This is a genomic window from Bradyrhizobium sp. LMTR 3 (assembly GCF_001693485.1).
Lineage (GTDB): Bacteria > Pseudomonadota > Alphaproteobacteria > Rhizobiales > Xanthobacteraceae > Bradyrhizobium.
In genome coordinates this window covers 353,122-369,817 of sequence record NZ_MAXC01000043.1, presented here as the reverse complement: position 1 = coordinate 369,817, position 16,696 = coordinate 353,122, and the positions used below count along the sequence as shown (strand labels likewise).

15 protein-coding genes are annotated in these 16,696 nt (G+C 62.5%); 3 read left to right on the top strand and 12 right to left on the bottom strand.

Translation table 11 applies throughout. The features are described from left to right. Window positions 1-156: 156 nt before the first annotated feature. From LMTR3_RS25270 to LMTR3_RS25220, 12 genes are all read right to left on the bottom strand, one after another. Window positions 157-1,197, bottom strand: coding sequence for an amino acid ABC transporter substrate-binding protein (locus tag LMTR3_RS25270; RefSeq protein WP_065747680.1), 1,041 nt, complete (start codon window positions 1,195-1,197; stop codon window positions 157-159). A gap of 54 nt (window positions 1,198-1,251) precedes the next feature. Continuing rightward, window positions 1,252-1,851: a L,D-transpeptidase gene (locus tag LMTR3_RS25265; RefSeq protein ID WP_065747679.1), complete on the bottom strand. Its 600-nt coding sequence runs from the start codon at window positions 1,849-1,851 to the stop codon at window positions 1,252-1,254. A gap of 176 nt (window positions 1,852-2,027) precedes the next feature. Further along, the gene (locus LMTR3_RS37950; RefSeq protein WP_176721985.1) at window positions 2,028-2,126 is read right to left on the bottom strand and encodes a DUF2474 domain-containing protein; all 99 of its coding nucleotides are present in this window, start codon (window positions 2,124-2,126) and stop codon (window positions 2,028-2,030) included. 29 nt (window positions 2,127-2,155) lie between these two features. Continuing rightward, a complete protein-coding gene (gene cydB / locus LMTR3_RS25260) occupies window positions 2,156-3,163 on the bottom strand; it encodes a cytochrome d ubiquinol oxidase subunit II (RefSeq protein ID WP_065747678.1) in 1,008 nt (335 codons plus the stop codon). Next, entirely contained in the window at window positions 3,160-4,569 is a 1,410-nt protein-coding gene (locus tag LMTR3_RS25255; protein WP_065747677.1) for a cytochrome ubiquinol oxidase subunit I, read from the bottom strand. Before LMTR3_RS25255 ends, cydB begins: the two co-directional genes overlap by 4 nt. 148 nt (window positions 4,570-4,717) lie before the next feature. Next, window positions 4,718-5,701 (bottom strand): hypothetical protein, encoded by a 984-nt coding sequence (locus tag LMTR3_RS25250; RefSeq protein ID WP_141686789.1) that lies wholly within the window; start codon window positions 5,699-5,701, stop codon window positions 4,718-4,720. Between the two features lie 202 nt (window positions 5,702-5,903). Beyond that, window positions 5,904-6,104, bottom strand: a complete 201-nt coding sequence (locus tag LMTR3_RS25245; protein WP_065747675.1) for a hypothetical protein — start codon at window positions 6,102-6,104, stop codon at window positions 5,904-5,906. 177 nt (window positions 6,105-6,281) lie between these two features. Beyond that, entirely contained in the window at window positions 6,282-6,893 is a 612-nt protein-coding gene (locus tag LMTR3_RS25240) for a sigma-70 family RNA polymerase sigma factor (RefSeq protein ID WP_065747674.1), read from the bottom strand. A 367-nt stretch (window positions 6,894-7,260) separates the two neighbouring features. Further along, window positions 7,261-7,998, bottom strand: coding sequence for a response regulator (locus tag LMTR3_RS25235; protein WP_065747673.1), 738 nt, complete (start codon window positions 7,996-7,998; stop codon window positions 7,261-7,263). Further along, a complete protein-coding gene (locus tag LMTR3_RS25230) occupies window positions 7,995-9,740 on the bottom strand; it encodes an ATP-binding response regulator (RefSeq protein ID WP_065747672.1) in 1,746 nt (581 codons plus the stop codon). Before LMTR3_RS25230 ends, LMTR3_RS25235 begins: the two co-directional genes overlap by 4 nt. Further along, window positions 9,710-11,716, bottom strand: coding sequence for a sensor histidine kinase (locus LMTR3_RS25225; RefSeq protein WP_141686811.1), 2,007 nt, complete (start codon window positions 11,714-11,716; stop codon window positions 9,710-9,712). Before LMTR3_RS25225 ends, LMTR3_RS25230 begins: the two co-directional genes overlap by 31 nt. Window positions 11,717-11,805: 89 nt before the next feature. Further along, the gene (locus LMTR3_RS25220; RefSeq protein ID WP_065747671.1) at window positions 11,806-12,087 is read right to left on the bottom strand and encodes a hypothetical protein; all 282 of its coding nucleotides are present in this window, start codon (window positions 12,085-12,087) and stop codon (window positions 11,806-11,808) included. Window positions 12,088-12,354: 267 nt separating this feature from the next. Here LMTR3_RS25220 and ugpB point away from each other — a divergent pair, with 267 nt between their 5' ends. From ugpB to LMTR3_RS25205, 3 genes are all read left to right on the top strand, one after another. Then, on the top strand, window positions 12,355-13,665 hold the full coding sequence (ugpB, locus tag LMTR3_RS25215; protein ID WP_283809322.1) for a sn-glycerol-3-phosphate ABC transporter substrate-binding protein UgpB: 1,311 nt from the start codon (window positions 12,355-12,357) through the stop codon (window positions 13,663-13,665). Between the two features lie 119 nt (window positions 13,666-13,784). Further along, window positions 13,785-14,738 carry an aminoglycoside phosphotransferase family protein gene (locus LMTR3_RS25210; RefSeq protein WP_065747670.1) on the top strand — a complete coding sequence of 318 codons (954 nt, stop codon included), beginning with the start codon at window positions 13,785-13,787 and terminating at the stop codon, window positions 14,736-14,738. 228 nt (window positions 14,739-14,966) lie between these two features. Beyond that, window positions 14,967-16,589, top strand: a complete 1,623-nt coding sequence (locus LMTR3_RS25205) for an ABC transporter substrate-binding protein (RefSeq protein ID WP_065747669.1) — start codon at window positions 14,967-14,969, stop codon at window positions 16,587-16,589. Window positions 16,590-16,696: the final 107 nt, after the last annotated feature.

Here is a 16,696-nt window from a genome sequence, read left to right as displayed (position 1 = left end):
CACACGGCTGTCATCACCCGCGAAGGCGGGTGATCCAGTACGCCGCGGCCTCTCGTTAGTCACTGACGTCTCTGGAATACTGGATCGCCCGGTCCCAGTGCGCAATTGCGCACAAGGCTGGGCGACGACAGCGGTGGGTGTGGTTAGCGAAGGAAGTCACCGTATTGGCGGCGCATACTGAATCCCGCCGTTGCTCCACAGCGAATTCAGGCCGCGCGGGATCTTCAGCTTCGATCCTTCGCCGACATTGCGCTCGTAAACCTCGCCGTAATTGCCGACATGGCGGATGATGCGGGCGGCCCAGTCCTTGGGCAGGCCGAGGTCTTCGCCATAGGCGCCTTCGGTGCCGACCAGCCGCATCACGTCGGGCTTCTTCGACTTCAGCGCCTCGTCGATATTCTTCGACGTGATGCCGAGTTCCTCGGCGTTGATCATCGCATACAGCGTCCACTTCACGAGCATCATCCAGTCGTCGTCGCGCTGGCGCACCACGGGAGCGAGCGGCTCCTTGGAAATCACGTCGGGCAGGATGACATGGTCGCTCGGCTGAATGAGGTTCAAGCGGAGTGCGTAGAGCTGGGAAACGTCGGCGGTGAAGGTGTCGCACTTGCCCCCCTCATAGGCTTTGAGCACGTCTTCCAGCTTGGAAAACTTGACCTCGGTATACTTCATGTTGTTGGCGCGGAAATGGTCGGCGGCATTGAGCACCGTCGTCGTCCCTTCCTGCACGCAAACCTTGCTGTTGTTGAGGTCCAGCGCGGAATCGATGTTGCGCGAGCGCGGCAGCATGAAGCCCTGGCCGTCATAATAGGCGACCGCCGGGAAATAGAGGGCGTAGTTGCTCTCGCGGGACATGCTCCAGGTCGTGTTGCGCGAGAGGATGTCGACCTTGCGGCTCTGCAGCTCCTTGAAGCGCTCGTTGGCATCCAGCGCCACGAATTTCGCCTTCTTGGGATCGTCGAAGATCGCCGCGGCCACGGCGCGGCAGAAATCGACGTCGAAGCCGGTCCAGTCGCCCTTGTCGTCGGGGATCGAGAAGCCGGGCAGGCCCTTGTTGACGCCGCACAGCACTTCGCCGCGGCGGATGGTCCGCTTCAGCGTCTTGGTGTCGTAACGCTCATAGGTGATCGCGCCAGCCGCAATCGCGATTGCGACCGCCAGCCCAATCAGGAGGCCGCCTCGAAATGTCCGTAGCATTTTCTGAACTCGCTAAGTCGGGGGAATGGATCGGCCAGAGCGGCCACGTCGCAATTACAGTTCCGGCTTCTGCCGGATAATGACCTTGGTGCCGACAGGCACGCGCTCATAGAGATCGGTGACGTCGGCGTTGACTAGCCGGAAGCAGCCGGAGGAGACGGCGGTGCCGATGGTGTCGGGCCGGTTGGTGCCGTGGATACGGTAGACGGTGGTGCCGAGATACATCGCGCGCGCACCGAGCGGGTTGCCGGGGCCGCCAGCCATGAAACGCGGCAGATAGGGCTGGCGCGCGATCATCTCCGGCGGCGGCGTCCAGTCCGGCCATTCCGCCTTGCGGGTGATGTTCACCAGTCCCTGCCATTGAAATCCTTCGCGGCCGACACCGATGCCGTAGCGCAGGGCACGGCCGTTGCCCTGGATCAGGTAGAGGTGGCGCTCGGCCGTGACGACGATGATGGTGCCCGGCGGTTCGTTGGTGCGATAGAGCACCGCGGTCTTCCTGAACTGCGGATCGAGTTCGACGGATTCATCGGGGAGAAGACCGGGCTGGTCGCCGACGTCGGGCTGCCGCATCTGCGCCTGGCTCTGAGAGGCTGAAAGGATCAGACCGCCGGCGGCAATCACCATCCAGATCAGGTGCCGAAATTTTGTCATCGCAGAAATTCTCCTTGTTGGCGCGGCGGCCAAATGGTTGGCGCTTTGGCAAATCAGCGGAACCATCAAATCTCAGGGCTGGCTTGATGGCAAGTTTAGGGCGAATGCGGCGGATACGTGACTGAAATGTCGTCCATTTTCGTCGTCCACCAAATTCATGGGATGTCCCGCCCGCCTTATTTCGGCGCGATCCAGAGCCGCAGGCAAAACGAAATCAGCGCGACGGTGCCGACGCCGCCGAGCCAGAGCGCGACGAACCACAGCAGGCGCTGCATGAGAGGACGAGGGGACCGCTCGTTGGGCTTCAATGGTATCCACTCTCGGGTTTGACCTTGCCGCGGAACACCCAATAGGCCCAGGCGGTATAGCCGAGGATCAGCGGGATTAACCCGGCGACGCCGACCAGCATGAAGAGCTGGGCGTTCTCCGGCGCCGCCGCCTGCCAGATCGTGATGCTCTGCGGCACGATGTAGGGATACATGCTGATGCCGAGGCCGGCATAGGACAGCGCAAACAACGCCAGCGTCAGGAAGAACGGCTGGTAGTCGTATTTGTTGGCGAGGCTGCGCAGCAAGAGCGCGGTGATGGCGGCCACCGCGATCGGCACCTGCGCGGTCAGGAGGACGTTCGGCCAGTCAAACCAGCGCTGCGTGTACTGCACGTGCAGGAACGGCGTCGCGATGCTGACCGCGCCGATCGCGCCCAGCATCGCCAGCAAAAATATCCAGCTCAGATGATAGGCGCGGTCGCGCAACTCGCCTTCGGTTTTCATGACCAGCCATGTCGCGCCGAGCAGCGAGTAGCCGATCACCAGCGACACGCCGGTCAGAATGCTGAACGGCGTCAGCCAGTCCCACCAGCCGCCGGCATAGCTGCGGCCCGCGACATGCACGCCTTGCAGGATGGCGCCGAGCGCAATGCCTTGCGCCAGCGTCGCCAGTAGCGATCCGCCGAAAAAGGCGATGTCCCACCTGTTTCGCGCCTTGGTCGTGCGCCAACGGAATTCGAAGGCGACGCCGCGGAATACCAGGCCGAGCAGCATCGCAATCATCGGCGTGTACAACGCCGGCATCAGCACGGCATAGGCCAGCGGGAAGGCCGCCATCAGGCCGCCGCCACCGAGCACCAGCCAGGTTTCGTTGCCGTCCCACACCGGGGCGACGCTGTTCATGATGACGTCGCGATCGCGTTTCTCCGGAAACAGCGGAAACAGGATGCCGAGGCCGAGATCGAAGCCGTCCATCACGACATAGACGAACACGGCAAAGGCGATGATAAAGGCCCAGATGATGGGAAGGTCGACCGGGATCATCGGGCGGCTCCCTCGGCGGTCACGCCTGCGGCCGGCGTGATGCCGGCCGTGCGGATCGGGACCTCGTGCGACGGTCCCTCTTCGCCCGGATGCGGTGGCGCCGCCATCAGGCGCAGCAAATAGATCACGCCGGCGGCGAACACCGCGAAATAGACGATGATGAAGGCGATCAGCGAGGAGGCGACGGCCGGGGCCGCCAGCGGCGAGGCCGATTCAGCCGTGCGCAGCAGTCCATAGACCGTGAACGGCTGCCGTCCGACTTCGGTGGTGATCCAGCCCGCGAGCACGGCGATGAAGCCCGCGGGGGCCATTGCGACCGCGAACAAATGCAACAGCCGGGAATCGTAGAGCTTGCCCAGAATACGCATCAACAGGCTGAACATGCCAAGCGCCAGCATGAGCAATCCCATGCCGACCATAATCCGGAACGACCAGAACGTGATCGCCACCGGCGGCCAGTTTTCGCGCGGTACGGTATTGAGGCCAGCCATCGGCGCGTCGGTCGAGTGCTTGAGAATCAGCGAACCGAGCTTCGGCACTTCGACCGCGTAGTCGACCCTGCCGGCGCTCTGATTGGGCAGGCCGAACAGGATCAGGGGCGCACCGTCCTTGTGGCTCTCGAAGTGGCCTTCCATCGCCATGATCTTCACCGGCTGGTGCTCCAGCGTGTTGAGCCCGTGCTGATCGCCGGCGAGGATCTGTATCGGCGCCACCAGCGTCGCCATCCACATCGCCATTGAAAACATCACGCGCGGGCCGGCGAGGTGCCGATCACGCAACAGGTGCCAGGCACCGACCGCGCCGACCACCAGCGCCGTGGTCAGATACGCCGCCAGTACCATGTGCACGAGACGGTATGGGAACGACGGATTGAAGATCACTTTCAGCCAGTCGGCGGCGATGAATTGACCGGCCTCATTGACGGTGTGGCCGGTCGGCGTCTGCATCCAGGAATTGGCCGACAGAATCCAGAACGCCGAAATCAGCGTGCCGATCGCGACCATCAGCGTCGCCAGAAAATGCAGTTTTGGACCGACGCGGTTCAGGCCGAACAGCATCACGCCGAGGAAACCCGCTTCGAGGAAGAATGCGGTGAGCACCTCATAGGCCATCAGCGGACCGATCACCGGTCCGGTCTTGTCGGAAAAGGCCGACCAGTTGGTGCCGAACTGGTAGGACATCACGATGCCCGACACCACGCCCATCGCGAAGGCGACGGCGAAGATCTTCAGCCAATAATTGAACAGGTTGATGTAAACTTCGCGCCCGGTCGCGAGCCACAGCGCTTCGAGCACGGCGAGATAGCTGGCGAGCCCGATCGAGAAGGCGGGAAATATGATGTGGAACGACATCGTGAATGCGAACTGCGCCCGGGCCAATACGACCGCATCCCAGCCTTCGAACATCGACACCACCTGTAGCAAGTTTCGTCGGGCACGATACTTTCAAAAACGGAACTAGAGTTTTCGAAAATTGCGTCCGAACCAGGCATGTACCCTACCACGCCCGATGCGACGATTGTACCTGCGTGCCGCGCGGGACAGTCGTGCAAGCCTATTCGGCTCCCCTTGGATTCAATCCCAGTCGCCTGATAATCTCGGCCCGCACGGCGCGGGTCTGATCCTTGCCGGCCAGCGGCGGGCTTCGCACTCTCTTCCCGGAGCGAAGCCGGATCGTGATCACGTAAAGGCTATCCTTGCGACCGCCACTCTCGACGTCGACGGCCTCGACATCGTCACCGCGGATCGTTTCCACCTCAATCCTGCCCTTTAATGACAGCCGTTCAATCCTGATTCCGCCATCGTGGATGATCCAGCATGTGCCGCTCATTCGATGGACATATCTGAACAGCACGAAGACCACGATCGCGCCGAGCGACCAGACGGCAACCCCGGGGGCGGACAATGTGCCGTTCCAGAGCGCGTGGATGAACGGAAAGCTCAGCACACAGGCGAGCAGCACGATGAGGGCCGTGTATCCTAGCACTCGTTTGGGGTTGACCGGCTTGCCCAGTCGTATCCCGGCATTGACGGCGTCGAGCGGGTTCTCGACCGGTTCGGGATCAGGAAGCTGAAGCAGCCGGGCAATCCGGACGGTGGTTTCGTGCACCCGGGTGATATCAGGCAGCGGCGGCGAGGTGAGCAAAGTCCCCGATTTGGTCTCGAATGCGAGGCTGAACTCGATTGACTTGCCGCTGCTCTTTCGGAGGTGCATCCCCGATATTTCGTCGTACCTGATGAGTCTTCGGTGCAACTTACCGAATGGACGTTGTTCGCCGATCAGGATTTCGCCTGGCGTAATGATCCAGACGACGTTGCGATCGAGTAGGGCTGCGCCCAGCAGAAGGCATCCAAATAGCAGCGCGAAGAGAGCGGCGATGCCAAGCCAATGACCGTTCGCCAGGTGATTAAGGCCGGGCAAGGCAACCAAACAAAGAAGTGCAGCAAGGCCCGCGAGAACGAGCCGCTCGTTGAGCGACGTGCCCTTGCGTAGCCGGACTTCATTTTCGTTTGCCGCAGCGTCCATCGCCGGCGGCAAACATCACGACCGGTATGGATACGTCAAGCGGCAACGTGGGCGAATGAAACACGGTTGCGCCAGCCAATCGCGATCGAATTTCGTTGTCAGACACGAGTCTGTCGCGTCCACGAAATTGGAGTCCAAACGCAGAGCGACCCGGCTGGGGGGCATCCCGGCCGGGTCGTTGGAGGTCGCTTGGGAGTCTGGAGCTGGAGGAAATTCAGCGGGGGGTCTCGCTGTCGTAGGAGATCACACAGACCTCCTTGGAACTCTTGGTGCCGCAATCGACCACCTGTTCGCGCACGAACGTCGAACCGGCGTCGCGCTGAGCGCGGGGTTGGACGTTCTGGGCGGACAGGGTAGCCAGCGTTGCGACGGCGCCGAGCGGGACGATGAAAAAGCGGAAGGACGGCTTCAGCATGTTCGCTCTCCTGTTCGGCGTTGGCGTCTAAGTCGGTGATGATCGGTATAGGGGGTGAGTTTTTCCGGGTAATGTCGTGAAATGTTTCATTTGTTTCGCCGGAAGTAATCTTTGTCCGTCGAAACCGCCCCGTTTTGCTGCCCTATCTCCGAACTAATTGTTTGAAATCGCTTGTCTTTAGGCAGCGATACTGTCCACGCCGGCGCCCTTAAGCAACTCGGCCAATTGTTTGCGGGCATAGAACATGCGGGTCTTCACCGTGCTCTGGGGAATACCGATGATCGCGCCGGCCTCTTCCACCGACTTCTCGTGGTAGTAGACCAGGTTGATGATCTCGCGATGCGCCGGCGACAGCTTGGCGACGCAGGCGCGCAGGATGGCGCGGGTGTTGCTGCGGTCGAGCGAGGCTTCCGGCGTGTCGGCCTCGTCGGCGATCTCCAGCACGTCTTCCTGCTCGATGTCCTCATGCTTGCGCTGGCGCAGCGCGGTCAGCGCCTTGAAGCGGGCGATCGACAGCAGCCAGGTCGAAACCTGCGAGCGGCCCTCGAACTGGGCGGCGGTCCGCCACACGTCGAGGAACACCTGGCTGACGAGGTCTTCGGCCATCGTGGTGTCGCGCACCATGCGCAGTACAAAGCGGTAAACCCGGACGTTATGACGGGAGTAAAGCACATGCATCGCCGTGCGGTCGCCCTTGGCAATACTCTGCAACAGCATTTCGTCGGATGTCGCGCGGGCGGCGGCAATCGACTTCTTGGCTGCGGCGTTGATGGCGATGACGTTCGACATGACAGGCTCCCATTGCGCCACGAGGTGCGGCGTTCCGTTGGGAGAATTGTTAATGAGCCTCCGTTTCGGGATGTCTGCTCGAAAAGGGGAAAATGGTTTCGTGCGGGAGAGAATTGTTTCGTCGCAGGGCCCGCGACGAAACATTCGGGGACAAAAGGCCAGTAATTTCAATATGCGGAAAATTGGAAGGGATGAGATTTTGGTCCCCGGAACAAATCCCGTCGTCCCGGACAAGCGAGCATCGCGAGCGCGATCCGGGACCCAACCACCGATTTTGATTGTCGAAAGTCGCTGGAGCCCCAGCCAGGCGAAACTACGAGCGCCTGTGGTTATGGGTCCCTGCGTTCCGCAGGGACGACGGAGAAAGCTAACCCTTCTCGCCGGTCGGCGAGAACAAATAGCCACCACCCCGGATGGTGCGGATCACGGCGGGCTTGGTGGGATCGATTTCGATCTTGCGGCGGATACGCATGATGCGCAGATCGACGGCGCGGTCGAAGGCTTCAGCGTCGCGCGCATTGGCCAGCTCCAACAGCCGCTCCCGCGACAACACCCGCTTCGGATTCGCCGCGAACACTTTCAAGAGGCCGAATTCGGAGGCCGTCAGCGGATGCTCGTTGCCTTCGTCGTCGCGCAGCGCCTGGGCCTCGAGGTCGAGCCATTTGGTGCCAAACCGCACCAGTTGTTCCTTCTCCGCCTTGGCCGCCGCGGGCTCGGGCGTCGCCGCCTTGGGCGGCGCGCTGCGGCGAAGCACGGAGCGGATACGCGCCATCAGTTCGCGCAGCTCGCAGGGCTTTGCGATGTAGTCGTCGGCACCGAGTTCGAGGCCGACGACACGGTCGATCGGGCTCGCGGTCGCCGTCAGCATGATGACGGGGACGTTGATGCGGCTCTTGAGGTCGCGAATGATCGAAAGCCCGTCTTCCTCGGGCATGTTGAGGTCGAGCACGACGAGGTCGGGCACGGCGTTCTCGATCTCCTTGCGCAGGCTCTTTCCCCCGTCGCACAAGGTGACGCCGAAGCCGTGCATCTTGAGGTAATCGCCGACCATCTCGCGGGCCGGCGCCTCGTCGTCGACGATGAAGATATGCGGGCTCTGGGTCATGTCGTCTCTGTCGCAGGCAGTGTAACCGTAAATGTCGATCCCTGCCCGGGTCCGGCACTTTCCGCAGTCACATGGCCGCCATGCATGTCGATAATACGTTTGACGATCGACAGGCCGAGGCCGGTCGAGCTTTCGCCGGCGGTCGGCTTGGCCGAGAGCCGCTGGAAGCGGCCGAACAGCCGGCCGAGATCCTCCGGCGAAAGGCCGGCGCCCTGGTCGGCGATGCGGATCACCGTGTCGCTGCCTTCATGGCTCACAGTGACCGTGATCTTGCCGCCGATCGGCGAATATTTGATGGCGTTGCTGACGAGGTTGTCGATCGCCTCGCGGATCCGGTCGGCGTCGCACATGGTAACGATGTTCGGCGGGGCTGATACCGTGACGGCCTGCTGCTTGTTCACGGCCGAGGGCAGGTTGGAATCGGCGACCTCGGTCACGAGCGCGGCGACATCGACCGGTTCGCGGCGGATCGTTATGTCGAAGGCATCCGCCATCGCATCCGAAATCAGGTGATCGACCATCGAGGTCAGGCGCTTGGTGGCATCCCTGATGTGCTCGACCTGCGCGGTGACGTTCTCCTTCGGCGAGCCCGCGCCGATCAGTTCGGTCAACATCTCGGTGCGGCCGAGGATCACGCCGAGCGGGTTCTTCAAATCGTGCGCCACGGTGCCGAGAATTTCGTTCTTGAAGCCGTTGGCGCGCTGCAGCCGCAGCCACTGCGCCGAAAGGCGGCGGTTGGCCTGCATCAGCGCGCGGGTGCGCTGGGCGACGCGGTCCTCGAGCTGGGTGTTGGCCTCGTGCAGTTGGCGGTAGAGGATGACGTTGTCGAACGCGATCGACAGCCGGCTGGAAAAAATCTCGACCAGCGCGCGGTCGGTGTCGGAAAGCTGGCGTTCGGCCTGCAACAGCACGACCACTTCGCGACCGCTGCCGGTGCGCAAATAAAGCACGCTGCGGTGATCGGCGAATTCGTTCTTGCGGCGCTGGAAGGCGGCCTCCACCATTTGCCGCAAATCCGGATCGAGTGCCTTGGAGCTGGTCGTGCCGATGAACCGGCTGTAACAGCCCGAGCCCGCCAGCACCGAGAATTCGCTCCCCGAGGCGCCGTCGTCGCGCAGTACCAAGATGCCGGCGCAATCGACATTGAGCAGCGAGGCGAGCTGCGTCAGCACGCCTTCCGCCAGCCGCTGCATCGATTTGAAATCGTACAGCGTCGAGGCGGCGTCGATGATGATTTCAAGCCCGCGCCTTGTCTGCACCATGCGCTCGAGCTGCTGGTAGCTGCGCAGCGCCGCGGTCAGCGAGGTGAACAGCTTGTCGGCCGTCAGCTCGGTCTTGGCCTTGTAGTCGTTGATGTCGTACTGGACGATGACGCGGCGCTCGGGCGCCTGCCCGGGCTGGCCGGTGCGCAGGATGATGCGGACGGTTTCGTTCTTGATCTCGTTGCGGATGTATTCGACCAGCTCCAGGCCCGCGACGTCGGTCTCCATGATGACGTCGAGCAGCACGGCCGCGACGTCCGGATTGTCGCGCATCAAGATGCGGCCTTCGGCCGCGGAATAGGCCGACAGGATTTCCAGGGTCGCGCCGTTGAGACTGTAGTCGCTGAGCGCAAAGCGCGTGCCCTCGTGCACGGCGGCATCGTCGTCGATGACGGCGATCTTCCACTTGCGCGCGGACGAGTCCTCCGGAGCCATTCCGGTATCGTCGATCAGGTGGAGGACATCGTCCTGTTCGGCCATTGCGAAGTTCCGTCGGCTGCTGTCTGGTCTGTACTCGTGGATCCGCCTGTCGATCCGCCCTTGGCGACTCTTGGCATGATAATGCGGAATGTGGTGCCTTGTCCCAGCCTTGACTCCAGCATCATCCGGCCGCCGAGCTGTTGAGTGACAAGATTATAGACGATATGCAAGCCCAGTCCGGTGCCGCCCTCGTTGCGGCGCGTCGTAAAGAACGGGTCGAATGCCTGCCGTTGCACGTCCGGCGTCATTCCGGCCCCGTTGTCGGCAAAGATGATCTCGACATCGTCGCTGCCGCGCGCCCGGGCCGAGATCGTGATCGCGCCGGAGCGGCCATCGGCAAAGGCATGATTGGCGGCATTGAGGAAAAGATTGGTTAATATCTGGCCGTAGGAGCCGGGATAGCCGTCGATGACGAGCCCTTCCGGCACCTCGACCGACAGCGTGATCGCCGCTTTCTTCAATACCGGCCTTAAGCTCGCGACGATCTGGTCGGTGGCCTCGCTCAGGTTGAATTGCCGGCGCTCGGCGTGCGAGCGGTCGACCGCCACCTGCTTGAACGACTGGATCAGCTCGCCGGCGCGGTGCAGGTTCGCCACCAGTTGCTGCGCAGCATCGCGCGAGCTCTTGACGAACTCGTCGAGCTTGGAGCGCCGCAGCGGCCCACTACGCAACTCGGCCTCGAACGTATCAGCCCGCCGCGCAAAGCTCGACGCCACCGTCAGGCTGATGCCGATCGGGTTGTTCACCTCATGGGCAACACCGGCAACCAGTCCACCCAACGCCGCCAGCCGCTCGGCGTCGATCAGGTTCTGCTGCGCGGTGTTGAGCTCGAGCAATGCGCTCTCCGCTCTTTCCTTCGAGGTGCGCAGCTCGTCCTCGGTCTTGCGCTTCGCGATGGCGTTCTCGCGGAAGACGTCCACCGCACGCGCCATGGCGCCGACCTCGTCTCTCGCGGTGGTGCCCTGTACGTGGCGATCGTAATTGCCCGACGTGATTGCATGCATCGCCGCCAGGATCTGCTGCAGCGGCAGACGGATCGAGAGCGCGATCAAGACGCCGGCGGAAAGGATGATGCCGAGGAACATCACGGCGATCGACAGCACCCGGCGCGAGATGCCTGACAGCGTCTTGTCAAAAGTCTCCTGCGCCTTTTGCTCGCGCTGGCGCATCTTGTCCGATAGCTCGTCGATGACCGCAATGGCCTCGGCCTGGCTGGCATCGATGGTGTTGCGCAACAGTTCGGTCCGGACCGTGAGTTGTTCGGTCAGTTTGGCCATGCCCTCGCGCAGTGCCACCGTCCGCGCCTGCAGCCGCGTCAGCGCCATGCGCTGCAGATCGTTGTCGGCCAGATCGGTCATCACGGGGATCGTCTTCTCGATCGTCTCGGTATTCCTGCGGGCGTCCTCGGCGGAGCCTGAGGCGGGCGACAGGTAATAGGCGTTGGCGGCGACCAGCATGGCCGTAAACGCCTCGCGCGATCTGCCGAGCGCGGGCCAGATCTGCGCGTCGCGATGCCCGGTGGCGCCCTCGATGATCGAATACAGCCCGGCCATTTCGCGGGCCGGCCCCAGCACCTGCTGCTCATAGGTCTTGGTGATGGTGGCTTGCACGGCGCGCAATTCGCCGAAACCGTTGAGGAAGCGGTCGGTGACCTGTTCGAGCCGCTCGACTGACCCTGATAGCATCGGGTCGTTCGAGGCGCGCGTTGTGAGCGTGCCCAGTACGGCCTCTCGCAGCAGCATGATCTCGGCGAACAGGTCAGGGCTTGGCTGGTTGATGTACCGATGAATCAGGTTCTGCAGCCGGCTGGTTTCGCTCTCGAGGTGCGCCAGGATCTTGTCTGATTCCCGCACCTGCCGGACGTCGTCCCATGCAGAGCCCAGCACGTTGGCGCCGTTCCAGATCAAGACGGCGAGCACCATGACGACGGCGGAGTTCAATCCCGCGATCGACAGAATGCGCCATCGGATCGGCACCGCGCGGAGCCATTGGACGACGCGAAAGCGCCCGCGCGCGGCGAAGCTCGCCGGCCGTTCCGCTGGTCGCTGCTGTTGCGGCGCGACGGTCAAATCCACTCCACTCTGCGAAGGCGCCCGACCAATAACGGCGCCACCGTCCCGATCAATGCAACGTTGGTACGGTGGAGATCGATCGCACCGGTCCAGGTCTGTCCGGGACGGTCCTGTTCCGCGCCGAACTGGCGGGAATGGAACATTTCGATCCAATGCCCGGCGTTTCGGGGATCGGCGGCAGGAAATCCGCGCGCAAAAACGCCCGTTGAGACCGCCGCAAGCAACAGCCCGACAACAAGCACCAAGATCCGCGAAAGGTTGGCGCGGCGATACACAGGCGACAAATCCCCTTAGAGATGGAGTCTGCAGCAGGGAGAAAAGGTTCAACGCAATTTTAGCAGAATTTGCCGATGCTTGGCTATTGGTAGCATGGCGGTGCGGGGTTTATCCTGGGGTTATCCTGATGCGCCGGCTGCAATCTTCAATTGTGCATTGCAGTGATGTCGGCGGATTGAAACCGCGGCCGCGGGGATTTATGAGGGCGCGGCGAACGGATACATCGCTCGCGCGGCAGAGCAGGGTGATCACCGGTGAAATCGGCCTTGAGGTTCTTGCAATTCGCAGCGCTCGCCGCCATGGCGCTTGCGTCCCCCGCCCACGCCGCCACGGAGATCATGTGGTGGCACGCGATGTCGGGGGAACTCGGCAAGCAGCTCGAAAAGCTGGCGGCCGATTTCAATGCGTCGCAGTCCGACTACCGGATCGTGCCGACCTACAAGGGCAACTACACCGCGACGGTGACGGCGGCGATCTTCGCGTTCCGATCGCGAAGCCAGCCGGCCATCGTTCAAGTCAACGAGATCGCCACCGCAACCATGATGGCGGCAAAAGGCGCGATCTATCCGGTGTTCGAATTGATGCGCGACCAGTCGGAGCCATTCTCGCCGGAGGCGTATCTGCCGGCCGTGACCGGCTACTATTCCGACGTCGCCGGCAACATGCTCTCGTTCCCGTTTAATGTCTCGACCCCGATCCTCTACTACAACAAGGATCTGTTCCGCGCCGCCGGCCTCGACGCCGAGGCAGCGCCGAAGACCTGGACCGAGGTCGGCACTGCTGCGAAGCGCCTGCGTGCGGCCGGCTCGCCCTGTGGGCTCACCACATCCTGGCCGTCCTGGGTTCATGTCGAGAATTTTTCCGCATTCCACAATCTGGCGCTGGCAACCCGGGGCAATGGTTTTGGCGGTCTCGATGCAGAGCTGACCTTCAACGATCCGGACGTGGTTCGGCACGTCGCGCAACTCGCGGAATGGCAGGCGACGAAGGTTTTCGACTATGGCGGCCGCGGAGAATCGGCCGAGCCGCGCTTCCAAAAGGGCGAATGCGCCATTTTCATCGGCTCTTCCGGGACACGCGCCGACATCAAGGCCAATTCCAAATTCGAAGTCGGCTACGGCATGATCCCGTACCGGCCCGACATCGCCGGCGCCCCGCAAAACTCGGTCATCGGCGGCGCCACGCTATGGGTGCTGCGCGACCGGCCGCGCGCCGAATACACCGGTGTTGCGCGGTTCTTCGCCTATCTCTCCAAACCCGAGGTTCAGGCCGCCTGGCACCAGAACACCGGCTATCTCCCGATCACCCGCGCCGCGTTCGATCTCACCCGCGCGCAGGGGTTCTACGATCGCAATCCGGGTGCTGCGATCGGAATCGAGCAGATGACCCTGAAGCCGCCGACCGAGAATTCCAAGGGAATCCGGCTCGGCTCCTTTGTGCTGATCCGCGACGCCATCGAGGATGAGCTGGAGCACGTCTTCAGCGGCAAGCGCACTGCGCAGGCGGCACTCGACGCCGCCGTCGAGCGCGGCAACCGCCTGCTGCGCCAGTTCGAACGGGCCAATCCGGATCGGTAATTATCACGTAGCCCGGGTGAAGCGCAGCGCAACCCGGGTTCAACGCGGCCCCGGATTTCGCTTGCGCTCCATCCGGGCTACATGCTCGCAATGGCGGCAAACAAAAGTTCATCGTCACCGTGACCGCATCACTACCTGCATTCGTCGACTACGAAGCCTTCACCGCCTTTCGCGCCGATCCCGCGCAATGGCTGCCGATTGCGCGCGACATCGCCGGCAGCCACGGCCTGACATGCACAGCGCCGCACGTCTTCTCCACCGGCACCAATCTCGTTCTTGCCCTCGACGAACAACGCATCCTGAAAATCTTCCCGCCATTTCTTCGTGCCCAATTCGTCCCGGAGCGTGGCGCGCTGGCGCAGCTTCATGGACGGCTTCGTGTCGCGATCCCCGAAATCGTCGCCGAAGGGGAGCGCGACGGATGGCCATATCTCGTCATCACGCGGCTGTCAGGCGTGTTGGGCGCCGATGCCTGGCCATCGCTGCCGGAAGCGGACAAGGAGCGCGTGCTTGCCGAAGTCGGCGAGACCATCGCCGAGGTGCAGCGCGTTCCCGTTGGACCGCTCGGGCAGATCGAGCCGGGCTGGGACGTCTTCACGCGCGGACAGATCGAGGGATGCCGCGCCCGGCACGCGCGTCTCGGATTGCCGCAGAAATTTCTGAATGGCCTGGACGAATTGCTGCGCGATGCGGCCTCGCTGGTCGAGCTGGACGGGCCAGCGGTGATCCTGACCGGCGAATACATCCCGGAAAACTTCCTGCTGATCCGCAGCGGTCCGGGTTGGCGGCTCGCGGGGCTGATCGATTTCGGCGACGTGATGACGGGCAGGCGCGAGTACGACCTGCTTGGCCCCAGCGCCTTCATGACCGCCGGCATGCCGCGGCGGGTGCGAAGCCTGTTCGAGGGGTTTGGATATTCACCCGCTGATATCACCCCCGAGCTGAAGCGGCGGCTGATGGTGCTGATGCTGCTGCACCGGGCCAGCGATCCGGTCAGGAAATTCTGCATAGAGGGATGGCAGGAGAAGGCCGCGGACCTCCGCGAATTGCAGGACTTGCTCTGGCCAATCTGAGTGCCGCCCGGCAACGGAGCGCACAGAATTTCTGCATATTTTATGGGCAAATATGCATCTTTGTATGCAATCCGTCAGCATGCCGCGTCCCTGGACGCCATTCGCTTCGGACGCATTCGCCAGCAGCATCAATGAGTTGGCGTGAAAGAAAGCTTTCCTTAAGGGTTGGCACGAACCTTGCGATTCCAGTTCCAAAGCCGTTTCCCCTCGGGCGTTGGAGCATCACCCATGAAGCGTCGCGATTTCCTCAAATCCGTGTCGGGGCTGGCGGCTGCCGGCGCGCTTACGCCGGCGCCGGCGATCTGGTCCTCCGCCAAGGCGCAAGCGCGGTCGGAAACGCTGCTGATCGTCTCCGAAAGCGGGCCCAACAATCTCGACATTCACGGCGTCGGCACCAACGTGCCCGGCTATGAGGTGTCGTGGAATTGCTACGACCGCCTGATCAGCCACGAGATGAAGAGCGGTCCGGGCGGCGTGCCGTATTACGACCGCGACAAGTTCAAGCCCGAGCTCGCCGAGGACATGAAGGTCGGCGATATGTCGGTGACCTTCAAATTGAAGAAGAACGCGAAATTCCATGACGGCGCGCCGGTCACGGCGAAGGACGTCAAATGGTCGCTGGATCGCGCCGTCAGCGTCGGCGGCTTTCCGACATTCCAGATGGGCGCGGGCTCGCTGACCAAGACCGAGCAGTTCGTCGTCGTCGACGACAACACGGTGCGGATCGATTTTGCCAAGAAGGACCGCCTCACCATCCCCGATCTCGCCGTCATCGTGCCCTGCATCGTCAATTCCGAACTGGTGAAGAAGAGCGCCACCGAGAAGGATCCGTGGGGGCTCGAATACACCAAGCAGCAGACCGCGGGCTCCGGCGCCTACAAGGTGGTGAAGTGGACGGCCGGCACCGAAGTCATCATGGAGCGCAACGACGCGTGGGCCGGCGGTCCGTTGCCGAAGGTCAAGCGCGTGATCTGGCGCATGGTGCCGCAGGCCGGCAACCGCCGCGCGTTGCTGGAGCGCGGCGATGCCGACATCTCCTACGATCTGCCGAACAAGGATTTCGTCGAGCTGAAGGACAGCGGCAAGCTCAACATCGTCTCGGTGCCGTATTCCAACGGCGTCCAGTATATCGGCATGAACGTCAAGATCGCGCCGTTCGACAACGTCAAGGTCCGCGAGGCCGTCGCCTGCGCGATTCCCTACCAGAAGATCATGGATGCGGTGCTGTTCGGCCTCGCCAAGCCGATGTTCGGCGCCGCAGCCGACAAGCCGACCGAGGTGGCCTGGCCGCAGCCAACCAAATACGTCACCGATATCGCAAAAGCCAAGGCATTGCTGGCGGAAGCCGGCTATCCCAACGGCTTTGAGACCACGCTGTCGTTTGACCTCGGCTTTGCTGGTGTCAACGAGCCGCTCTGCATTCTGGTGCAGGAGAGCCTGGCGCAAATCGGCATCAGGACCACGATCAACAAGATCCCCGGCGCCAACTGGCGCACCGAACTGAACAAGAAGGTGCTGCCGCTCTACACCAACGTTTTCTCCGGCTGGCTCGACTATCCCGAATATTTCTTCATCTGGTGCTACGACGGCAAGAATTCGATCTTCAACACCATGAGCTACCAGTCGAAGCCGATGGACGAATTCATCCACGGCGCCGTCGACGCCGCGGCAATCGGCAACACCGCGAAGTACGATGCCGACGTCAAAGGCTTCGTCGACCTCGCCTTCAAGGACATCCCGCGTATCCCGCTGTATCAGCCCTACGTCAACGTCGCGATGCAGAAGAACGTGTCCGGTTATCAATACTGGTTCCACCGCAGGCTGGATTATCGCGCGCTGGTGAAGGCGTGATGCACCATGCTGCGTGCGGGCGAAATATTGGCTTGCTCCGCTCTCTCGCCGTTCAGTGAGGGACGCATTGCTCTCTCATTCCCTCCCCCCTTGCGGGGTCCAAGGCG